The sequence below is a fragment of the Belnapia arida genome, assembly GCF_016773205.1.
GTDB lineage: Bacteria > Pseudomonadota > Alphaproteobacteria > Acetobacterales > Acetobacteraceae > Belnapia > Belnapia arida.
The window spans coordinates 408,515-425,934 of the sequence record NZ_JAETWB010000001.1 but is presented as its reverse complement, the minus strand read 5'-3'; the positions used below and the strand labels follow the sequence as shown (position 1 = coordinate 425,934).

The following is a 17,420-nucleotide window of genomic DNA, read 5'->3' as shown; positions in this document are numbered from 1 at the left end:
CTCAGGCAGCCAGCGCGGCGTAGTCGAGCGTCGCCATGACCTGCACCCGCAGGATGGTGCGCGGCTCGTCCGCGGCATAGTCGGCAACGGCGTTGTGGGTGGTGCCGATATTGTCCCACATCAGCAGGTCGCCCGGTGTCCAGGCATGGCTGTGGAGGTATTTCGGCTGCGCCTGGTGTTGGAACAGGTATTCCAGCAGGGCGTCGCTCTCGCTGCGCTCGAGCCCTTCGATATGCATCGCGTAGCCAGGGTTGCAGTAGAGCACGCGGCGGCCGGTGATCGGGTGCGTACGGAAGATCGGCTGCGCGACCGGCGGCTTCTTTGCGCGCTGTGCCGGAGTCAGCGGGCCGCGGATGCTGCCCGGGCGCTGGCGCATCACGTCCCAGAATTTCTCGAAGTCGTGGATGGCGACGCGCCCTTCCAGCCGCGCCACCACCTCGGCCGGGAGGTCGTCATAGGCGGCGTGCATGTTGCGGAACTGGGTGTCGCCGAGCGGCCTGCCGTCGCGCTGCGGCACCTCCCTGGCATGCAGCACATTGGCCAGCGCGATCTCGGTCGAATAGGACATGTCGGTGTGCCAGCCCTGGCCGGCGTCGTTCAGCCCAGCGGGCTTGCCCTCGGCATCCTTCCGGTTCGAGAGGATCATGACCTCCGGGTGGCCAGGGGAATGGAACAGGTTCGCGACGTTCACCTCGAGCATGCCGAAGCCGCTGCCGAAGGCGGAAAGCTGCGGCGCATCGAGATCCTGACCGGGGAAGCAGAGTACGCCATGCCGGCCAAGAGCACGCAGCACGTCGCGCCGATCCTTGGTCGATAGCGGGGTCGCAAGGTCGATATCCTCCACCCTGGCGCCCAGTGCAGCGTTATTCGGAATGATCCGCATGGCTACGCCTCTCCCTTTCGGGGCAGCGTCAGGCGACCGCGCGCTTCCGTCAACCTTGCCGCACGGCGGTCGGCGGACAGGGGCAGGGACACGCCTCGCCGCCTTGGGCTTCAGGACGCGGCGGCGCGGTTGCCTTCTGCGCCCCACCGGGCTACCGCCCCGCCCATGCGCACCGAGGATTTCGACTTCGACCTGCCCGAGCGGCTGATTGCCCAGGCGCCGGCCCGGCCACGCGACGCGGCGCGGCTGCTGCAGGTGGGGCGCGACGGGCTGGCGGACCGCATCATCGGCGACCTGCCGGGCCTGCTCCGGCCGGGCGACATCCTGGTGGTCAACGACACGCGGGTGATCCCGGCCCGGCTGCGCGGCCGGCGCGGGGACGCCTCGGTCGAGATCATGCTGAACCGCGCCGAGGGCGGCGGGCTGTGGGAGGCGCTGGTGCGCAACGCCAGGCGGTTGCGCCCGGGCGACACGGTCGCCATCGAGGGCGCGCCCGGCCTCGCCCCACGCGTCGTCGAGCGCCGGGAGGGCGGCATGGCGCTGCTCGATTTCGGCCCCGATCAGGCGGCGCTGGCCGCGGCGCTGGAGGCGGCTGGCGAAGTGCCGCTGCCGCCCTACATCGCCCGTCCGGAGGGGCCGCTGCCGGAGGACCGGGAGGACTACCAGACCATCTTCGCGGCCCGCCCCGGCGCCGTCGCCGCGCCGACAGCGAGCCTCCACTTCACGCCTGCGCTGCTGGAGGCAATCGCCGCCCGCGGCATCGGCCAGGCCGTGGTGACGCTGCATGTCGGCGCCGGCACCTTCCTGCCGATGAGGGCCGAAGATCCGCGCGGGCACAAGCTCCATCCCGAATGGGGCGAGGTGACGGAGGAGGCCGCGGCTGCGATCAACGCCGCACGGGCGGCGGGCGGCCGCGTGGTCGCCATCGGCACCACGGCGCTGCGGCTGCTCGAGACGGCGGTGGGCGAGGACGGCGTGGTCCGGCCGTTCCGGGGGCTCACCGACATCTACCTACTGCCCGGCCACCGCTTCCGCGGCGGCGACCTGCTGCTGACCAATTTCCACCTGCCGCGGAGCACGCTCTTCATGCTGGTCTCGGCCTTCGCCGGCGTCGGGCGGATGCGGGCGGCCTATGCCCATGCGATCGCGGCCGGCTACCGCTTCTACAGCTATGGCGACGGCAGCCTGCTGGAGCGGGAGGAGGCCCCATGACCCTGCACTGGACCCCCCTCGCCCGCGACGGCGCCGCCCGTGCCGGCGTGCTGCACACCGCCCATGGCACGGTCGAGACGCCGGTCTTCATGCCGGTCGGCACCGCCGGCACAGTCAAGGCGATGACCGCCGATGCGGTGCGGACGACCGGGGCGCGGATGGTGCTGGGCAATACCTATCATCTCATGCTCCGTCCGGGGGCGGAGCGGGTGGGGCGGCTCGGCGGGCTGCATTGCTTCATGGACTGGCGCGGGCCGATCCTCACCGACAGCGGCGGCTTCCAGGTGATGAGCCTGGCTGGGCTACGCAGCATGGACGAGGAGGGCGTTACCTTCCGCAGCCATGTCGATGGCACGAAGCACCGGCTGACGCCGGAGCGGAGCGTCGAGATCCAGCGCCTGCTCGGCGCCGACGTGACCATGTGCTTCGACGAATGCACGCCCTTCCCGGCGACGGAGGAGCAGGTGGCGGCCTCGATGCGCCTGTCGATGCGCTGGGCGGCGCGGTCGCGGGCGGCCTATGAGCCGCGCGAGGGGCACGGGCTGTTCGGCATCGTCCAGGGCGGGGTGCATCCGGCGCTCCGGGCCGAAAGCGTGGAGGCGCTGACGGCGATCGGCTTCGAGGGCTATGCGGTCGGCGGGCTCGCGGTCGGCGAGGGACAGGCTGCGATGTTCGCGACGCTCGACTGCACCGTCCCGCTGATGCCGCAGGACGCGCCGCGCTACTTGATGGGCGTCGGCACGCCGGCCGATATCCTCGGCGCCGTCCGGCGCGGGATCGACATGTTCGACTGCGTCATCCCGACCCGCTCCGGCCGCACCGGGCGGGCCTATACCAGCCGCGGCATGCTGAACCTCCGCAATGCCCGCCACGCCGAGGACCCCTCGCCGCTCGACCCCGCCTGCGGCTGCCCGGCCTGCGCCCGGCATTCGCGGGCCTATCTGCACCACCTCATCAAGGCCGAGGAGATGCTCGGGCCGATGCTGCTGACTTGGCACAACATCCAGTACTACCAGGATTTGATGCGGGGCCTCCGCATTGCCATATGCGAGGGGCGCCTCGACGAGCATGCGGCGGCGCTGGAAGCGGGCTGGGCCCCGCTGCGCGAGGAGAATGATGGCTGAGGCGACCACCGACACCACCGGGCTGACCCTGCTCGGCCGCAACGCCGCCCTGCCGGCCAGCCCGGAGGAGGCGCGGCTCGAGCGCGTGCCGAACCCGCATCCGGGACTGCGCTATCTCGTGCGCTTCGCGGCGCCCGAGTTCACCTCGCTCTGCCCGCTGACCGGGCAGCCGGATTTCGCGCATCTGGTGATCGACTACGTGCCGCGCGGCTGGCTGGTGGAGAGCAAGTCGCTGAAGCTCTATCTCGGCGCCTTCCGCAACCATGGCGCCTTCCACGAGGCCTGCACCGTCGCCATCGGCCGGCGGCTGGTGGAGGAGCTTGATCCGGAATGGCTGCGCATCGGCGGCTACTGGTACCCGCGCGGCGGCATCCCGATCGATGTCTTCTACGCCACGGGGCCGGCGCCGGAGGGCGTCTGGGTGCCAGATCAGGGCGTGCCGGGGTATCGGGGGCGGGGCTAGAGCTCCGCCGCGATCTCCTCCTCGCTCATGAAGGGGAAGCGCAGCCAGAGCGTGCTCTTCGGGTCGCCAAGCGCCTTGATCCAGGCGGGGATCTTCCCGGCCGGCGCGGTTTTGATGCCGGTGACGGCACCCCCATTCGGGTATTGCCGCACCTGCGGGTTCATGAAGGAATGGCCTGCGCTGGCATGGCCGTACACGCCGTAGCCTTCCTGTGCCCAGGGCTTCATCGCTTCCGAGATGCGCCAGGCATAGCCGCCGTCGATGCCGCAGGTGCAGGCATAAAGCACGACCTTCACCGAATACTGGCCATAGGACCAGATGGCATTGGTCAGTTGGTCGATGGATTTCAGGGCGAAGCCGGCCGAGGGCATGCCGTCCTTGTAGCCATGGCCGAAATAGACGATGGCGTCGTACCAGCCATCGGCGGCGCCGATGGCGAGTGCGTTCAGGATCTGCGCGCGACGCTGGTCCCCGGGCAGGTGGTTGTCGAACTTGCACATGGTCACGTCGCAGCCGAGCTTCGTGTAGTACTTCTCGTACATGGCGGCGCCGGGGTGGAATGCCCCAGTCGCGTCATTACCTTGAGGATTGTGGACATCCGGTGCTTGGTTGTGCATCGGATAGAAGACAAAGCTGCGCTGCGGTGCGTCCATCGGTCGCCTCCTGCCGTCTCTTCCACAACATCCTAACCGTATTGTCCGACTACCCGATCTCATCTGCCCGTTATTATTGTTGCGACTCACCGGGCATCCCTCCTGTCGCCGGAAGGGCTTGCCGGGTGCTATGGAGGCCGTGTGACGAAGGACCTGATCCGCACCGAGGCCGGGCGCCTCGGCTTCGATGCCGTCGGCTTCACCGCCGCTACCCTGCCGGAGGAGGTGCGCGCCCGGTTGAACCGCTTCCTCGCCGAGGGCCTGCACGGCACGATGGGCTGGATGGAAGCACGCGCCGAGCAGCGGGCGCATCCCCGCGCGCTCTGGCCGGAGGCGGTAAGCGTGGTCTCGCTCGGCATGAGCTACGCGCCGGCGGAGGACCCGCTGGCGGTGTTGGAACAGCGCGACCGTGGCGCCATCAGCGTCTATGCGCGGAACCGCGACTATCATGACGTGGTGAAGTCCCATCTCAAATCCCTCGCCCGCTGGATGGTCGCCCGCTGGCCGGAGGCGCTGGTGAAGGTCTTCGTCGACACCGCGCCGGTGATGGAGAAGCCGCTGGCGCAGCAGGCCGGGCTCGGCTGGCAGGGCAAGCACACCAACCTTGTCAGCCGCCAGCACGGCTCCTGGCTCTTCCTCGGCGAGATCTACACGACGCTCGACCTGCCGCCCGACCCGCCGGGTAGGGACCGTTGCGGCAGTTGCAGCGCCTGCCTCGACATCTGCCCGACCCGCGCCTTCCCGGCGCCGCGGCGGCTCGATGCGCGGCGCTGCATCAGCTACCTCACCATCGAGCATCGCGGGCCAATCCCCGAGGAGCATCGCGCGGCGATGGGCAACCGCATCTATGGCTGCGACGATTGCCTCGCCGTCTGTCCCTGGAACAAATTCGCCCGTGCCCATAGCGAGCCTGCCTTCGCCCCGCGTGCCTCGCTCGATGCCCCGCGCCTGGCGGAGCTGGCAGCGCTGGACGATGCCGGCTTCCGCGCCCTCTTCACCGCAAGTCCGGTGAAGCGCATCGGGCGGGACCGCTTCGTACGGAACGTGCTGGTGGCGATCGGCAATTCCAGCGAGCCTGCGCTGCGCCCCACCGCGCAGGCCCTCGCCGGCGATGCCGACCCGGTGGTAGCGGAGGCGGCACGTTGGGCGGCAGGGAGGCTGGAAGCGGCATGATGCGCGACGACGCGGCGCTCGTATTGTTCAGCGGCGGCCAGGACAGCGCCACCTGCCTTGCCTGGGCGCTCACGCGCTTCGCCCATGTCGAGACGATCGGCTTCGACTACGGCCAGCGGCACCGGGTGGAGCTGGAGGTGCGGCAGACCTTCCGCACCCGGCTGCTCCACGAAAATCCTGGCTGGGCAGCGAAGCTCGGCGAGGATCATCTATTGGCGCTCGACGCCCTGCGCGCCGTCTCCGACACGGCGCTGACGCGGGAGACGGCGATCGCCATGCAGACGGACGGATTGCCGAACACCTTCGTCCCCGGCCGCAACCTGCTCTTCCTCACCTTCGCCGCGGCGCTCGCCTACCGGCGCGGGCTGAGGCACCTTGTCGCCGGCATGTGCGAGACGGATTACTCCGGCTATCCCGATTGCCGCGACGACACGCTGAAGGCGCTGCAGGTCGCACTCAATCTCGGAATGGACCGGCGCTTCGTGCTGCACACCCCGCTGATGTGGCGCGACAAGGCGGCGACCTGGGCGCTGGCGGCGCGGCTCGGCGGCGCGCCGCTGGTGGAAGCGATCCGCCTCGACACGCATAGCTGCTATCTAGGCGACCGCAGCAGGCTGCACGACTGGGGCCATGGCTGCGGCACCTGCCCGGCCTGCGACCTGCGCCGCAAGGGTTGGGAAGGTTGGCGGCTCACGGCAGACTGACCGCCCCGGCAGGCGACGCCACCGGGCGCATTGCGCTGGAGCGGGATGCCCCTGCTGCTGTTCCTGATCCTCTCCACCCTCGCCGCCTGTGGCCAGCTGCAACCAACCAGCGGCCCACCGACCTACAACGAACGCGGCATGGGCGGCAGCAACAGCGGCGCATGAGTGGCCGGAGCGGTACTCGCTCGGCCACGCTGGCGGAAGCCGCTCCAGACATTGTTGGACCGAACCAACTGCCTTGCTCGGATGGGCTTATCCGGGCGCGTCTGCCTTAACGCTTCGGATGTTCCACCTCGGCCTCGTCGGCCGGCGGGCAGACGGTGACCTGGCCGCCGCGGGCGTAGAATTCGGCGACCATGCGGCTCGCCTCATCCTCGCTCGGCTTGCCGCCGGCCTGCTCGCTGCGGGCGCGTTGCTCGGCGATGCGGTAGCGCGTGCGCTGCTGCTCCGCGCGCCTTGCGGCAGCGGACATCACCTTGTCTTCGGAGGTGGGATCGGGTTGTTCATCGGGGGAAGAGGCCATGCCGGCAACCTACCCAGCATGGTCCGAGCCCGCCAGCGCCCGGGCGTCACGTCGCCGTTAGCCGCTGCCGATGCTACCGGGATGCAATGCCGCAAACCTCCCACGCATGCCCTATCCGAAGCCTTAGCGAAACATACTACGACGACATCTGGCTACTACCGGTTCACCTGCCGCCGCACCTCGGCCAGGCTGGCGAGGCAGCCGGCTTCGTCGCCCCGACCTGCCCGCTCGCGCGCCTCGTTGAGCCGGGCGCGGGCCTGCACCACGCCATCGCCGCCAGCCCCGGCCTCGGCGGCACGCTGCGTCGCCTGGGCCTCGCGCGGCGCGGCCTGGAAGGGCCCGCTCGGCGGCGCAGGCTGGTTCGCCGGGGGCGGCTGCAACGCCTGGCTCTCCCGCGCCGCGGCGACGCCCTGCCCACCGGAGGAGGCGGCCGCCGCCTCCGCCCCGGCGCCGGACACTTGCCGCTCCAACGCCGCGATCTGCTCGGTGCAGGGCGAGGCGAGGGCCGGCCCGGCGAGCAGCGCCAGGCCAAGAAAGGTCAGGGCCGTCCTCATGTCGTCACCTGATCCCGGATCGGCAGCTGTCGTATCCGCTTGCCCGAGGCGGCGAAGATCGCATTGGCGATGGCCGGCGCGATCGGCGGCACCCCCGGCTCGCCCACGCCGCCAAGCGGCTGGTTGTAGTCGCGCGAGGGCAGCAGGTGGACGTGGATCTCGCGCGGCGCGGTGTCGATGCGCGTCAGCTCATAGGCGTCGAAATTGTTCTGCTGCACACGGCCATCCTTGAAGCTGATCTCGGCCGAGAGGGCGAGGCCAGTGCCCATGACGACGGCGCCCTCCATCTGGGAGCGGATGCGCTCCGGGTTCACCTGCGGCCCGCAATCGATGGCAATGTCAACGCGCGGGAAGCTCAGCTCGCCGCGGCTGCCGAGCTTCACTTCGATGGCGGCGGCGACATAGGAGACGAAGCTGTAATGCCCGGCGATGCCGAGGCCGCTGCCTTGCGGCATCGCCCTGCCCCAGCCAATGCCCCCGGCCGCCGTCTCGATCACCCGGCGCAGCCGGCCGGTATCGATCGGGTAGCGCTTCGGATCCTCGCCATGGTTCCAGACATCGCCGAGCGTGGTCGGGTCGACGACGCGGGGCGCGCCGATCAGCTCCAGCAGGTAGTCCTTCGGGTCCTTGCCCGCGGCATGCGCCAGCTCGGCGACGAAGGACTGGATGGCGAAGGCATGCGGGATGTTGGAGACGGAGCGGAACCAGCCGATCCGCGCATGCGCCTGCGCCTCGGGGTTCTCGATCCGGATGTTGGGGAGGGGGAACGGCGTGTTGACCAGCCCCATGCCGAGTTCGACCGGCAGCTCGTGCTTCGGGTCGGGCGCGAAGATGGAGCCGATGGTCGGTGCCACGCTGCGATGCAGCCAGGCGACCGGCTTGCCGGCGGCATCCAGCCCCGCCTCGATCCGCTCGACGGAGACGGTGTGGTAATAGCCGTGGTGCAGGTCGTCCTCGCGGGTCCAGGTCATCTTGACCGGGGCGCCGTCCATGGCCTGGCTGCACAGCCCCGCCTCGAGGACGAAGTCGGGCTTCGACTTCCGCCCGAAGCCGCCGCCGAGCAGCGTCACATGCACCGTGACCTTGTCCTCGGGAATGTTCAGTCGCTGCGCGAGACGGGTCCGCGTTGCCTGCGGCGCCTGGGTGCAGGCCCAGGCCTCGCAGCGCCCGCCGGCGATGCGGACGAGCGCGGCGGGCGGCTCCAGCGGCGTCTGGGCGAGGTGGGGGATGTAGTATTCCGCCTCGACGCGCTTTGCCGCGCCCGCCATCGCGCGGTCCACGTCGCCGGCAGTGCGGACGACCTTGCCCGGCTTGCGCGCCGCCTCCTGCAGCTGGGCGCGGTAGGTGTCGGAGGAATAGACGGCATGCGGCCCGTCATCCCAGCTGATCTTCAGCTTGTCGCGCCCCTGCATCGCCGCCCAGGTGTTGCGGGCGATGACGGCGATGCCGCCGAGCGGCTGGAACTCGGAGGGGATCGCCGGCGGGTCGATCGCCACCACCTTGACGACGCCCGGCACCTTCATGGTCTCGGCCGCGTCGAAGGAGGTCACCTTGCCGCCGAAGACCGGCGGGCGGGCGACGACGGCGTAGAACATGCCCTCCACCCGCGCGTCGATGCCATAGATGGCCTTTCCGGTGGTGATGTCGCGGTTGTCGAGAAGCTCCGTGCCTTCCTTGCCGATCAAGCGGAAATTGGCCGGGTCCTTCAGCCGCACGGTTGCACGGTCCGGCACCGGCATGTCGGCCGCCGCCTTCGCCAGCGCGCCGTAGCCGAGCGCGCGGCCGGACTTCTCGTGCAGCACCTGATGGTTCGCGGCCCGAACCTCGGCAACGGGCACGCCCCATTGCTTCGCCGCCGCCGCCTCCAGCATCGTCCGCGCCGCGGCACCGGCCCGGCGCATCGGCATGAAGAAGTGCCGCAGGCTGCGCGAGCCGTCGGTGTCCTGGTTGCCGAAGCGCCCCTCGTCGCCATCCGCCTGGGTGACGCGCACCTTCGACCAGTCGGCTTCCAGTTCCTCGGCGACGACCATGGGGATGGAGGTCCGCACCCCCTGCCCCATCTCCTGCCGGTGGCAGGTGACGGTGACGATGCCGTCCTCGGCGATGGCGATGAAGAGGCGCGGGTCGTCGCGCCAGCCATTCGGCATGCCATCGGCGCCGAAGCCCGCCTGCTGCGCCTCGACGCGCGGCAGGCCGATGCCGAGGACGAGGCCGCCGCCGGCAAGGCCGCCCAGCAGCCCGCGCCGGCTGAGATTGACGATCATGGCCGCCCCCCCTTCGCTGCCTGCTTGATCGCCGCCCGGATGCGCGGATAGGTGCCGCAGCGGCAGAGATTGCCGCTCATCGCCGTGTCGATGTCGTCGTCGCTCGGGTCAGGGATGTCCTTCAGCAGCGCGGCGGCCTGCATGATCTGCCCGGTCTGGCAATAGCCGCATTGCGCCACGTTGAGCCCCCTCCAGGCGACCTGGACCGGGTGCTCGCCATCGGGCGAGAGCCCCTCGATGGTCGTCACCTTGGCGCCGTCGATGGCGGAAACCGGCGTCTGGCAGGCGCGCACGGCATTGCCGTCGACATGCACGGTGCAGGCGCCGCACAGCGCCTGGCCGCAGCCGAATTTGGTGCCGGTAAGGCCGAGCTCGTCGCGCAGGAACCAGAGCAGGGGCATGTCGGGGTCGCCCTCGAAGCGGCGCTCCGTCCCGTTGATGGTCAGCGTGGTCATTGGGATCGATCCTCCCGCATCCGTGTGCCGATCAAACCACGCGGCGGAAGCGGGCCGGAGTGCCGTTCTCGCGACCTGCCTCAGCCCAGCCGCACCAGCCCGTCCAGCGCAACAACTCCGCCTTCCGCCCCGGCGCGGATCATCAGCGGATTGATCTCCGCCTCCTGCACCTCGGGCAGCGCGGCGAGCGTGGAGAAGGCCGCGACCGCGTGGGCGAGCGCGCCGAGATCGCCGCGCGGCAGGTTGCGCCACCCGGCGAGCGGCTTCAGCTCGGGCAGAACGCCGATCATCTCACCCGCCTCGGCAACGGTGACCGCGGCGAGACGAAGGGTGAAGCTGCGGCGCAGCTCCGCCATCACCCCGCCCATGCCGAGCACGACGACCGGCCCGACCTCCGGATCGCGGCGGAAGCCGAGGATGACCTCGGCAAGGCCCTGCTGCATCGGCGCTGCCAGCACGCCGCGCAGCCGCGCAGCGGGGAAACGGCTGCGGGCACGCTCCAGCAGCCCAGCCGCCGCCGCGCGCACCGCGGCCTCGCCCTCGAGGCCAAGGCGGACCAGCCCGGCATCGGTCTTGTGGGCGATGTCAGGCGAAAGGATCTTCACCGCGAAGCGACCCTCGCCGGTGAACTCATCCGGCGACTGCAACACCTGGAGCGGCGGCACCGGCAGGCCGAGGGCAGCGAAGAGGGCGCAGGACTCCGCCTCGTCCAGAACGCCGGCGGCACGGCCGGCGAGCAATGCCCGTGGGCCCTCCATCGCCTGCGCCGGCACCGGGGGGCGGCGGCGCGGTGCCTCCCAGGCGAGCGTGGCATGCAGCGCGTCGGCGCAGCTCTCCGGGGTGCGAAAGCCGGCGATGCCGGCCCGGTCGAGCACGGCGAGCGCGCCATCCGCCTGCGGCGCGCAGAAGACGGCAAGCGGCTTCGCCCCCGGGCCGGCGGCGAGGATGAACTCCTCGACATGGCTCTCAGGCCTCAGCCGTGCGGTGCTGCCGAGCACGGCCAGCACAGCATCGCAATGGTCGGAGCGCAGCAGGGCCCGCAGCGCCGCAGGGTACTGGCCCTTGGTGCCGCCCATCGGCAGGTCGATCAGCGGCGAGTCGGAAACGGGCACGCCCTCTGTGGCGAGAGCGGCACGGAAGTCCTCCGGCGGCACCAGCACCTCGTCGCCCAGCAGGCCCAGCCGATCGACGATCATTCCCGCGCCGCCGCCGGTGCCGGTGAGCGCCGCGACGCGCCGCCGCGCCCCCGTCCCCGGCCTGTGGCCGAGCACCAGCCGCGGCAGCTCGACCAGCGCCTCCAGCGTCTCAACGCGGAGAATGCCGTGGTCGCGGAAGAAGGCCGCGGCCAGTTCGTCGCCGCCCACCATCGCCCCGGTATGGGAGACGGCGATGCGCCGCCCGAGCTCCGACCGGCCCAGTTTGTAGGCGATGACCGGCTTGCCGAGCGCATGGGCGCGGTGCGCGGCCCGCGCCAGCGCCTCCGCGTCGCGGAAGGTCTCGAGGAAGAGGAGGATTGCCTTGGTCGCCTCGTCCTCGACCAGGATCTCGGCGATCTCGCCGACACCGAGGTCGCACTCGTTGCCAACCGAAGTAAGCTTCGAGAAGCCGAGGCCGCGCGCCGCGCAGCGCGAGAGCAGCGCGCCCATCATGCTGCCGCTCTGCGAGACCATGCCGAGCCAGCCGGGCAGCAGCGGCTCCGCCTCCACCGCGGCGTTGACGGTGATCGGGATGGCATCGGTGACGTTCAGCAGGCCGAGGCAGTTCGGTCCGACCAGACGCAGCCCGCCCGCGCGCGCGATGCCGACGATCCGGTCCTGCAGCGCGCGCCCCTCCTCGCCGATCTCGGCGAAGCCGGCGCTATAGATGGTGGCGGCCGGGACTCCGGCGGCGACGCAATCCTCGATAGCGCCAAGCACGGCGGCGGCGGGCACCATGATGAGCGCATGATCGACCGGCCCTGGCGCCTCGCGCACCGAGGGATAAGCCGGCAGCCCGCCAATCTCGCTGCGCGACGGGTTGATCGGCAGGATGCGCCCGGCATAGCCCGCCTTGGCGAGGATGCGCTGCGGACGCGAATTCGTCTTGGCCGGGTCCGGGCTGGCGCCGATCAGCGCGATGGAGCGCGGGTGGAACAGCGCCTCGGCGAGGCTGGCCCTGGTCATGCGCCTTCTCCCAGTGTGCTCGGATGGAACAACGCCTCGGGCGCGATCGGCTCAGCCGCAAGCCCGTCGGCGACGGCGAAGCGGATCATCGCCGCCACCTCAGCGCGGTTGCGGGCGAAGCCGTAGGGCCAGGGATCGCCGCCCATGATCGCCGCCTGTTCCTCGAAGGCCACGGCGATCCAGGGCAGCGAGGCCCGGAGGACGTTGACCAGTTGCAGCTCGCCGAGCGCCAGATCCCGCGCCCTGGTGAAGGCGCGGAAAAGCTCGACGGGTAGCCAGGGATGGCGCTCGGCCAGATCCCGCCGCAGGGCAATGCAATGCATGATGGGGAAGAAGCCGGTGGCGCGGTGCCAGGCGATCTCCTCTGCCTTGTAGTCCGTGTAGAGCCGGGCGATGCCGGGGCCGCCCGGCGGGCGCGGGGCGATGAGTGCATCTACGGCGCCCTCGGCGAGCGCCATGGCGGGATCGCGGCCGAGGGGCTGCACGTCGAAGCCGGGCGGCAGGGTGATGGCGATGCGCTCGGCGCCGATCCGCCAGGCAATGCCGCGCGTGTCGACGCCGTACTGCTCGCGCAGGATGCCGCGCACCCAGAGCGCCGCGGTCTGCTGGTATTCCGGCAGGCCGATGGTGCGGCCCGCAAGATCGACGGCGCTGCGGATGCCGCAATCCGTACGGACATAGATCGCCGAGTGGCGGAAGGCGCGGCTCGGGAACACCGGCACGCCGACATAGGCGCTGTCGCCCCGCGCGGTGGTGACGATGTGTGAGCCCATCGAGAGCTCGGTGATGTCGAAGGCCTTGTCGCGCAGGGCACGGCGAAAGATGTCCTCCGGCTCGCCGACCAGCGGCACGAGGTCGACGCCGGGAATGGTCACGCGCCCGTCCAGCAGCGGCCGCGTGCGGTCCGAAGCGTGGCAGGCGAGGCTGAGGGTCAGGCGGCTCATGCGCGGGCCAGGTTCTCGGGGGTGAAGGGAAGCTGGCGCGGGCGAATGCCAAGCGCCTGGGTGATGCCGCCGGCGATGGCGGCGATGGTCGGCGCCATGCTGGCCTCCCCGGCGCCGAGGAAGGGCTCCTCCGGACGGTCGATCAGGGCGAGTTCCACCTGCGGCACCTCGGAGAAGCGGAGGATCGGGTAACCCTCCCACTGGTCGCTGGTGACGGTGCGGCGGTCGAAGCGCACTTCCTCCAGCAGGGCGACGGAGGCGCCGTGGATGGCGCCGCCCTCGAGCTGGTTCAGCACGCCATCCGGGTTGACCGCCTCGCCCACATCGCCAGCGATCCAGAGGCGGCGGCAGAAGACGCGGTCCAGCGCCTCCACCTCCGCGATGACGGCGGCCCAGGCGCCGGTGTTCTTGTAGCGGGCGAAGCCGATGCCCATGCCGAAGCCCTCGCGCCGTGTGCGTCCCGTCCAGCCGGCGAGGTCGGCCGCGCGCCGCAGCACGGCGATGGCGCGCGGGTCGTCGAGATGGCGCAGCCGGTAATCGAGCGGATCGAGGCCGGCCAGCGCCGCAGCCTCGTCCATCACGCTCTCGATCGACCAGACATTGAGCGTCGCGCCGAGGCCGCGCAGGGCGGAGGTACGGATCGGCATCTCCAGCAGCCGCGTCGTCTCCACGCCGAGCGCCGGGATGCGGTAGAGCGGGATGCCGTTGCGCGGCGCCCCGCCACCCGCCGCCATGGCCGGATTGATGCTCGGCTTTACCGCGAAGGGCGTGGCGAGCATGGAGGCCGAGAGCAGCGTCGGCTCCGGGTCCCGCCCCGGCCGGCTTGAATGACCGTTGCTGACGATGTGGCTGCGCCATCCGACGATCGTGCCGGCGGTGTCGAGATCGGCCTCCACATCGACCAGCATGGCCGGCGAGAAGGGCGACCAGCCCAGCTCCTCGGCGCGCGACCAAAGCAGGCGGACGGGCGTGTTGGGCACGGCGCGGGCGGCAAGCACCGCATCCAGCGCCACGTCATCGGCGCCGTTATGGCCGTAGCAGCCAGCGCCCTCGCGATGGCGGACGGTGATGAGCGCCGGGTCGCAGCGCAGCGTCTTCGCCAGGTCGGCACGGAGGTTGTAGGGGCCCTGGCTGTGGGTGAAGACCTCGACGCGCTCACCCTCCCAGCGCGCGACGGCACAGGAAGGGGCGATGGAGGCATGCGCCAGATAGGGCCGGTGGAAGCTGCGCCGCAGCGTCCGTGCGACGGGCGGCGCCAGGTCGCCGCGGCTTTCGACGGGGCTGCGTTCACCGCGTGTCGCGGCCTCGCGCAGCCAATCGGTGAGCAGGGCCTGCTCCGGCAGGCTGTCTGCCACCTCCCATTCCGCGCGGGCGGCAAGGCGAGCGGCTGCGGCCTCGGCCTCCCATTCCGCCTCTGCCAGCACGGCGAGGAAATCGCCGTCCCGCACCACCTGCGCTGCGCCCGGCAGCGGCCCCTCGCGCAACCCGGCCAGCCGCGCCCCACGCGCCGGCGGCCGCACCATCCGCGCATGCAGCATTCCCGGCAGGCGCAGGTCATGGACGTAGCGCGCGGCGCCGAAGACCTTGTCGGGCAGGTCGATCCGCGGGACGGAACGCCCAGCGATCCGCCGCTCGCCGGGCGCGCGCGGCCTAGCCTCGGCCGGCGCATCGCAGTCCAGCAGCGCCTGGTCTGCCAGCGCCCAGTAGCTGCCGATAGGCCCGGCCGGGCCATGGAAGATGCCGTCCTCGACGCGGATGGCCTCCAGCGGCACGCCGACGCGCTGCGCGACCACGCCGAGGAAGATCGCCCGCGCCGCCGCGCAGGCATGGCGCAGCGCCCCGCCGCTGTCCTGCGTCGAGAGCGAGCCGGAGGTGACGCCTTCGTCGGGGCTGTCCGGTGTCGAGGCCGCTCGCGCCTCGATGCGGGCGAGATCGACCTCCAGCTCCTCCGCCGCGATCTGGCTGAGTGTGGTCAGGATCCCCTGCCCCAGTTCCACCTTGCCTGGGGTGATCGTCACCTTCCCTTCGGGATGGATGGCCAGCCATTGCGAGAGCCGGCGGTTGGTCTGGAGGTTGCCCGGCAGCCGGTGCATCACGCCATCTCCCGCGCGGCCCGCGCCACTGCGCGGAGGATTCGGTTGTGGCTGCCGCAGCGGCAGAGATGCGGATCGAGCGCCGCGCGGATCGCCGCCTCCCCCGGCCGTGGGTCGCGCGCCAGCAGCGCCGCCGCGCTGACCAGGATGCCGGAGAGGCAATAGCCGCATTGCCCGGCCTGCTCGGCGAGACAGGCTGCCTGCAACGGATGCGGCGCCTCCGGCGTGCCAAGCCCCTCCACCGTCACCACCGCCTTCCCGGCAATGGCGGCAGCGGGCAGGGTGCAGGCGCATCGCGGCTCGCCCTCCACCAGCACCATGCAGGCGCCGCACTGCTCCGTGCCGCAGCCGAAGCGGGGGCCGGAAAGGCCGAGCGGGCCGCGCAAGGCGTGCAGCAGCGCGACATCCTCGGGCAGGTCGAGGGTGACAGCCGCGCCGTTCAGGGTGAAGGAGAGCATCGGCCTCAACCCATCTCGATCTTCGCCATGCGGATCCAATCCCGTTGCCGCTCGATGTCGCGGCGAAGGAAGGCGTCGAACTCCGCAGTCGTCATCGGCATCGGCTCCGCCCCGCCCTTCGCCATCACATCGCGCCCCGCGGGCGAGGCGAGGACCTTGCCCACTTCCTCGTGCAGCCGCGCCGCGATGGGCACCGGCATCCCGGCCGGCCCCATCAGCCCGAGCCAGATCGAAGCCTCGAAGCCGGGCACGGTCTCCGCCACCGCCGGCAGGTCCGGCAGCAGCGGGCTACGGGCGAGGCCGGTGGTGCCGAGGCCGGTGACGCGGCCATTGACGATCTGTTCCCGCATGGTCGGGATGGCGTCGAACATAATCGGCACCTGGCCGGCGATCAGCGCCGTCCGCGCCTCGTTGCTGCCGCGGAAGGGGATGTGGTTCAGCCGGATGCCGGCCATCGCCGCGAAGACCTCGGAGGCGATGTGATAGGGAGTCCCCGGCCCGGAGGAGGCATAGTCCAGCCGGCCCGGCGCGGCCCTGGCCCGGGCGATCAGCTCCGGCACCGTCCTGACGCCGAGGGAACCATGCACGGCAAGGATATGATAGGCAATGTTGATGGCGGCGACCGGCGCCAGGTCGCGCATCAGCACATAGGGCCGGTTCGGCAGCAGCGTCTCGTTGGCGGTGTGGGTGTTCGACATCAGCAGCAGCGTGTGGCCGTCGGGCGCCGACTTCGCCACCACATCCGTGCCGATGACAGCCCCCGCCCCCGGGCGGTTCTCGACGACGACGGGCTGACCCAGTGCCGCGCTCAGCGGCTCGGCCAGGAAGCGGGCGGCAATGTCGGCCGAGCCGCCGAGGCCGAATGGCACGACGATGCGGACCGGCCGGCTCGGCCAGGCCTGCGCGAAGCCGGGGCGCGGCGAGGCAAGGAGGCACGGCGCGGCAAGCAGCATGCGGCGACGCATGGATGTTCCCCCGGGACCATTCTTGTCCCCAAGGCTACTCCCCCGCCCCCGCCTCCGCCAGCCAGTCCGGGCGCGGCAGGGCCATATAGGCGTTGCGCAACGCCCGGGACCAACCCTCCGACACCGCGCGGAAATAGGGATCCTCCTCGGTGATCCGCCGCCGCAGCGCCACCCCGAAGCTGTCCGTCCGGTAGACAAGCAGGTCGATAGGCATGCCGACGGTGAGGTTGGAGCGCAGCGTGCTGTCCATGCTGATCAGCACCAGCTTCACGCCATCTATCAGCGGCGTGTCGAAGCCGACGGCGCGGTCGAGGATAGGCTTGCCGTATTTATGCTCGCCGATCTGGAGGAAGGGCGTGTCCGCGGTCGCCTCGATGAAATTTCCTGCCGCATAGACGAGGAAGAGCCGTGGCGGCCCGCCGGCGATCTGCCCGCCGAGCATCAGCGATATGTCGAAGCCGACGCCCTGCGCCGAAAGCGATGGCCCGTCCGCCGCATAGACCTCCCGAACCGCCTGGCCGACCAGCTGCGCGGCGCGGAACATGCTGGGCACGCTGCGCAGCGTCAGCGTCTCGCCGCCGAGGGAGACGCCCTCCTGCAGCCGGCTCCACACCGCCTGGGTGATAGCGAGGTTGCCGGCCGAGAGCATGACGAGCACCCGCTCGTGCGGCACCGCCTCCACCTGCATCTTGCCGAAGGTCGAGATGTTGTCGACGCCGGCGTTGGTCCGGGTGTCGGAGAGGAAGACCAGCCCCTCGCGCAGATGCAGGCCGACGCAATAGGTCACTGT

17 protein-coding genes are annotated in these 17,420 nt (G+C 71.0%); 5 read left to right on the top strand and 12 right to left on the bottom strand.

Features of this window, described 5'->3' with window-relative positions; translation table 11 throughout:
* Position 1: 1 nt before the first annotated feature.
* Positions 2-883, bottom strand: coding sequence for a TauD/TfdA dioxygenase family protein (locus JMJ56_RS02215; protein WP_202829967.1), 882 nt, complete (start codon positions 881-883; stop codon positions 2-4).
* A gap of 165 nt (positions 884-1,048) precedes the next feature.
* Between JMJ56_RS02215 and queA the strand changes: the two genes are divergently transcribed.
* The 3 genes from queA to queF are packed head-to-tail and all read left to right on the top strand — an operon-like array spanning position 1,049 to position 3,682.
* Positions 1,049-2,095 carry a tRNA preQ1(34) S-adenosylmethionine ribosyltransferase-isomerase QueA gene (gene queA, locus JMJ56_RS02210; protein WP_202829966.1) on the top strand — a complete coding sequence of 349 codons (1,047 nt, stop codon included), beginning with the start codon at positions 1,049-1,051 and terminating at the stop codon, positions 2,093-2,095.
* Positions 2,092-3,219 (top strand): tRNA guanosine(34) transglycosylase Tgt, encoded by a 1,128-nt coding sequence (gene tgt, locus JMJ56_RS02205; RefSeq protein ID WP_202829965.1) that lies wholly within the window; start codon positions 2,092-2,094, stop codon positions 3,217-3,219. Before queA ends, tgt begins: the two co-directional genes overlap by 4 nt.
* The gene (gene queF / locus JMJ56_RS02200) at positions 3,212-3,682 is read left to right on the top strand and encodes a preQ(1) synthase (RefSeq protein WP_202829964.1); all 471 of its coding nucleotides are present in this window, start codon (positions 3,212-3,214) and stop codon (positions 3,680-3,682) included. The genes tgt and queF overlap by 8 nt, the downstream gene beginning before the upstream one ends.
* On the opposite strand, the gene JMJ56_RS02195 is transcribed toward queF, so the two are convergent.
* Positions 3,679-4,335 carry a hypothetical protein gene (locus tag JMJ56_RS02195; RefSeq protein ID WP_202829963.1) on the bottom strand — a complete coding sequence of 219 codons (657 nt, stop codon included), beginning with the start codon at positions 4,333-4,335 and terminating at the stop codon, positions 3,679-3,681. The two genes, queF and JMJ56_RS02195, sit on opposite strands and share 4 nt — an antisense overlap.
* A 141-nt stretch (positions 4,336-4,476) precedes the next feature.
* Between JMJ56_RS02195 and queG the strand changes: the two genes are divergently transcribed.
* Both queG and queC read left to right on the top strand, forming a co-directional pair.
* Positions 4,477-5,508, top strand: a complete 1,032-nt coding sequence (gene queG / locus JMJ56_RS02190) for a tRNA epoxyqueuosine(34) reductase QueG (RefSeq protein ID WP_328702237.1) — start codon at positions 4,477-4,479, stop codon at positions 5,506-5,508.
* The gene (gene queC, locus JMJ56_RS02185; protein ID WP_202830843.1) at positions 5,508-6,212 is read left to right on the top strand and encodes a 7-cyano-7-deazaguanine synthase QueC; all 705 of its coding nucleotides are present in this window, start codon (positions 5,508-5,510) and stop codon (positions 6,210-6,212) included. Before queG ends, queC begins: the two co-directional genes overlap by 1 nt.
* Before the next feature lie 271 nt (positions 6,213-6,483).
* Here queC and JMJ56_RS02180 read toward each other — a convergent pair whose 3' ends face one another.
* From JMJ56_RS02180 to JMJ56_RS02135, 10 genes are all read right to left on the bottom strand, one after another.
* Entirely contained in the window at positions 6,484-6,684 is a 201-nt protein-coding gene (locus JMJ56_RS02180) for a hypothetical protein (protein ID WP_202829962.1), read from the bottom strand.
* Between the two features lie 206 nt (positions 6,685-6,890).
* Positions 6,891-7,289 (bottom strand): hypothetical protein, encoded by a 399-nt coding sequence (locus JMJ56_RS02175; protein WP_202829961.1) that lies wholly within the window; start codon positions 7,287-7,289, stop codon positions 6,891-6,893.
* Positions 7,286-9,553: a xanthine dehydrogenase family protein molybdopterin-binding subunit gene (locus tag JMJ56_RS02170; protein WP_202829960.1), complete on the bottom strand. Its 2,268-nt coding sequence runs from the start codon at positions 9,551-9,553 to the stop codon at positions 7,286-7,288. The genes JMJ56_RS02175 and JMJ56_RS02170 overlap by 4 nt, the downstream gene beginning before the upstream one ends.
* Positions 9,550-10,008, bottom strand: a complete 459-nt coding sequence (locus JMJ56_RS02165) for a (2Fe-2S)-binding protein (protein ID WP_202829959.1) — start codon at positions 10,006-10,008, stop codon at positions 9,550-9,552. The genes JMJ56_RS02170 and JMJ56_RS02165 overlap by 4 nt, the downstream gene beginning before the upstream one ends.
* 80 nt (positions 10,009-10,088) lie before the next feature.
* Positions 10,089-12,170, bottom strand: a complete 2,082-nt coding sequence (locus JMJ56_RS02160) for an acetate--CoA ligase family protein (RefSeq protein ID WP_202829958.1) — start codon at positions 12,168-12,170, stop codon at positions 10,089-10,091.
* The gene (locus tag JMJ56_RS02155) at positions 12,167-13,114 is read right to left on the bottom strand and encodes a substrate-binding domain-containing protein (RefSeq protein ID WP_202829957.1); all 948 of its coding nucleotides are present in this window, start codon (positions 13,112-13,114) and stop codon (positions 12,167-12,169) included. Before JMJ56_RS02155 ends, JMJ56_RS02160 begins: the two co-directional genes overlap by 4 nt.
* Entirely contained in the window at positions 13,111-15,207 is a 2,097-nt protein-coding gene (locus JMJ56_RS02150) for a xanthine dehydrogenase family protein molybdopterin-binding subunit (protein ID WP_202829956.1), read from the bottom strand. Before JMJ56_RS02150 ends, JMJ56_RS02155 begins: the two co-directional genes overlap by 4 nt.
* A complete protein-coding gene (locus JMJ56_RS02145; RefSeq protein ID WP_202829955.1) occupies positions 15,207-15,665 on the bottom strand; it encodes a (2Fe-2S)-binding protein in 459 nt (152 codons plus the stop codon). Before JMJ56_RS02145 ends, JMJ56_RS02150 begins: the two co-directional genes overlap by 1 nt.
* Positions 15,666-15,670: 5 nt before the next feature.
* Positions 15,671-16,630 (bottom strand): Bug family tripartite tricarboxylate transporter substrate binding protein, encoded by a 960-nt coding sequence (locus tag JMJ56_RS02140; protein WP_202829954.1) that lies wholly within the window; start codon positions 16,628-16,630, stop codon positions 15,671-15,673.
* A gap of 34 nt (positions 16,631-16,664) precedes the next feature.
* Positions 16,665-17,417, bottom strand: a complete 753-nt coding sequence (locus tag JMJ56_RS02135) for a proteasome-type protease (protein ID WP_202829953.1) — start codon at positions 17,415-17,417, stop codon at positions 16,665-16,667.
* Positions 17,418-17,420 lie beyond the last annotated feature (3 nt).

Excerpts from the sequence above, each read along its gene's own strand:
- JMJ56_RS02140 (WP_202829954.1), bottom strand. The coding sequence starts at position 16,630 with ATGCGTCGCCGCATGCTGCTTGCCGCGCCGTGCCTCCTTGCCTCGCCG.
- JMJ56_RS02175 (WP_202829961.1), bottom strand. The coding sequence starts at position 7,289 with ATGAGGACGGCCCTGACCTTTCTTGGCCTGGCGCTGCTCGCCGGGCCG.
- queC (WP_202830843.1), top strand. The coding sequence starts at position 5,508 with ATGCGCGACGACGCGGCGCTCGTATTGTTCAGCGGCGGCCAGGACAGC.
- queA (WP_202829966.1), top strand. The coding sequence starts at position 1,049 with ATGCGCACCGAGGATTTCGACTTCGACCTGCCCGAGCGGCTGATTGCC.
- JMJ56_RS02180 (WP_202829962.1), bottom strand. The coding sequence starts at position 6,684 with ATGTCCGCTGCCGCAAGGCGCGCGGAGCAGCAGCGCACGCGCTACCGC.
- JMJ56_RS02195 (WP_202829963.1), bottom strand. The coding sequence starts at position 4,335 with ATGGACGCACCGCAGCGCAGCTTTGTCTTCTATCCGATGCACAACCAA.
- tgt (WP_202829965.1), top strand. The coding sequence starts at position 2,092 with ATGACCCTGCACTGGACCCCCCTCGCCCGCGACGGCGCCGCCCGTGCC.
- JMJ56_RS02160 (WP_202829958.1), bottom strand. The coding sequence starts at position 12,170 with ATGACCAGGGCCAGCCTCGCCGAGGCGCTGTTCCACCCGCGCTCCATC.
- JMJ56_RS02215 (WP_202829967.1), bottom strand. The coding sequence starts at position 883 with ATGCGGATCATTCCGAATAACGCTGCACTGGGCGCCAGGGTGGAGGAT.
- JMJ56_RS02170 (WP_202829960.1), bottom strand. The coding sequence starts at position 9,553 with ATGATCGTCAATCTCAGCCGGCGCGGGCTGCTGGGCGGCCTTGCCGGC.
- queF (WP_202829964.1), top strand. The coding sequence starts at position 3,212 with ATGGCTGAGGCGACCACCGACACCACCGGGCTGACCCTGCTCGGCCGC.
- JMJ56_RS02150 (WP_202829956.1), bottom strand. The coding sequence starts at position 15,207 with ATGCACCGGCTGCCGGGCAACCTCCAGACCAACCGCCGGCTCTCGCAA.
- JMJ56_RS02155 (WP_202829957.1), bottom strand. The coding sequence starts at position 13,114 with ATGAGCCGCCTGACCCTCAGCCTCGCCTGCCACGCTTCGGACCGCACG.
- JMJ56_RS02145 (WP_202829955.1), bottom strand. The coding sequence starts at position 15,665 with ATGCTCTCCTTCACCCTGAACGGCGCGGCTGTCACCCTCGACCTGCCC.
- JMJ56_RS02165 (WP_202829959.1), bottom strand. The coding sequence starts at position 10,008 with ATGACCACGCTGACCATCAACGGGACGGAGCGCCGCTTCGAGGGCGAC.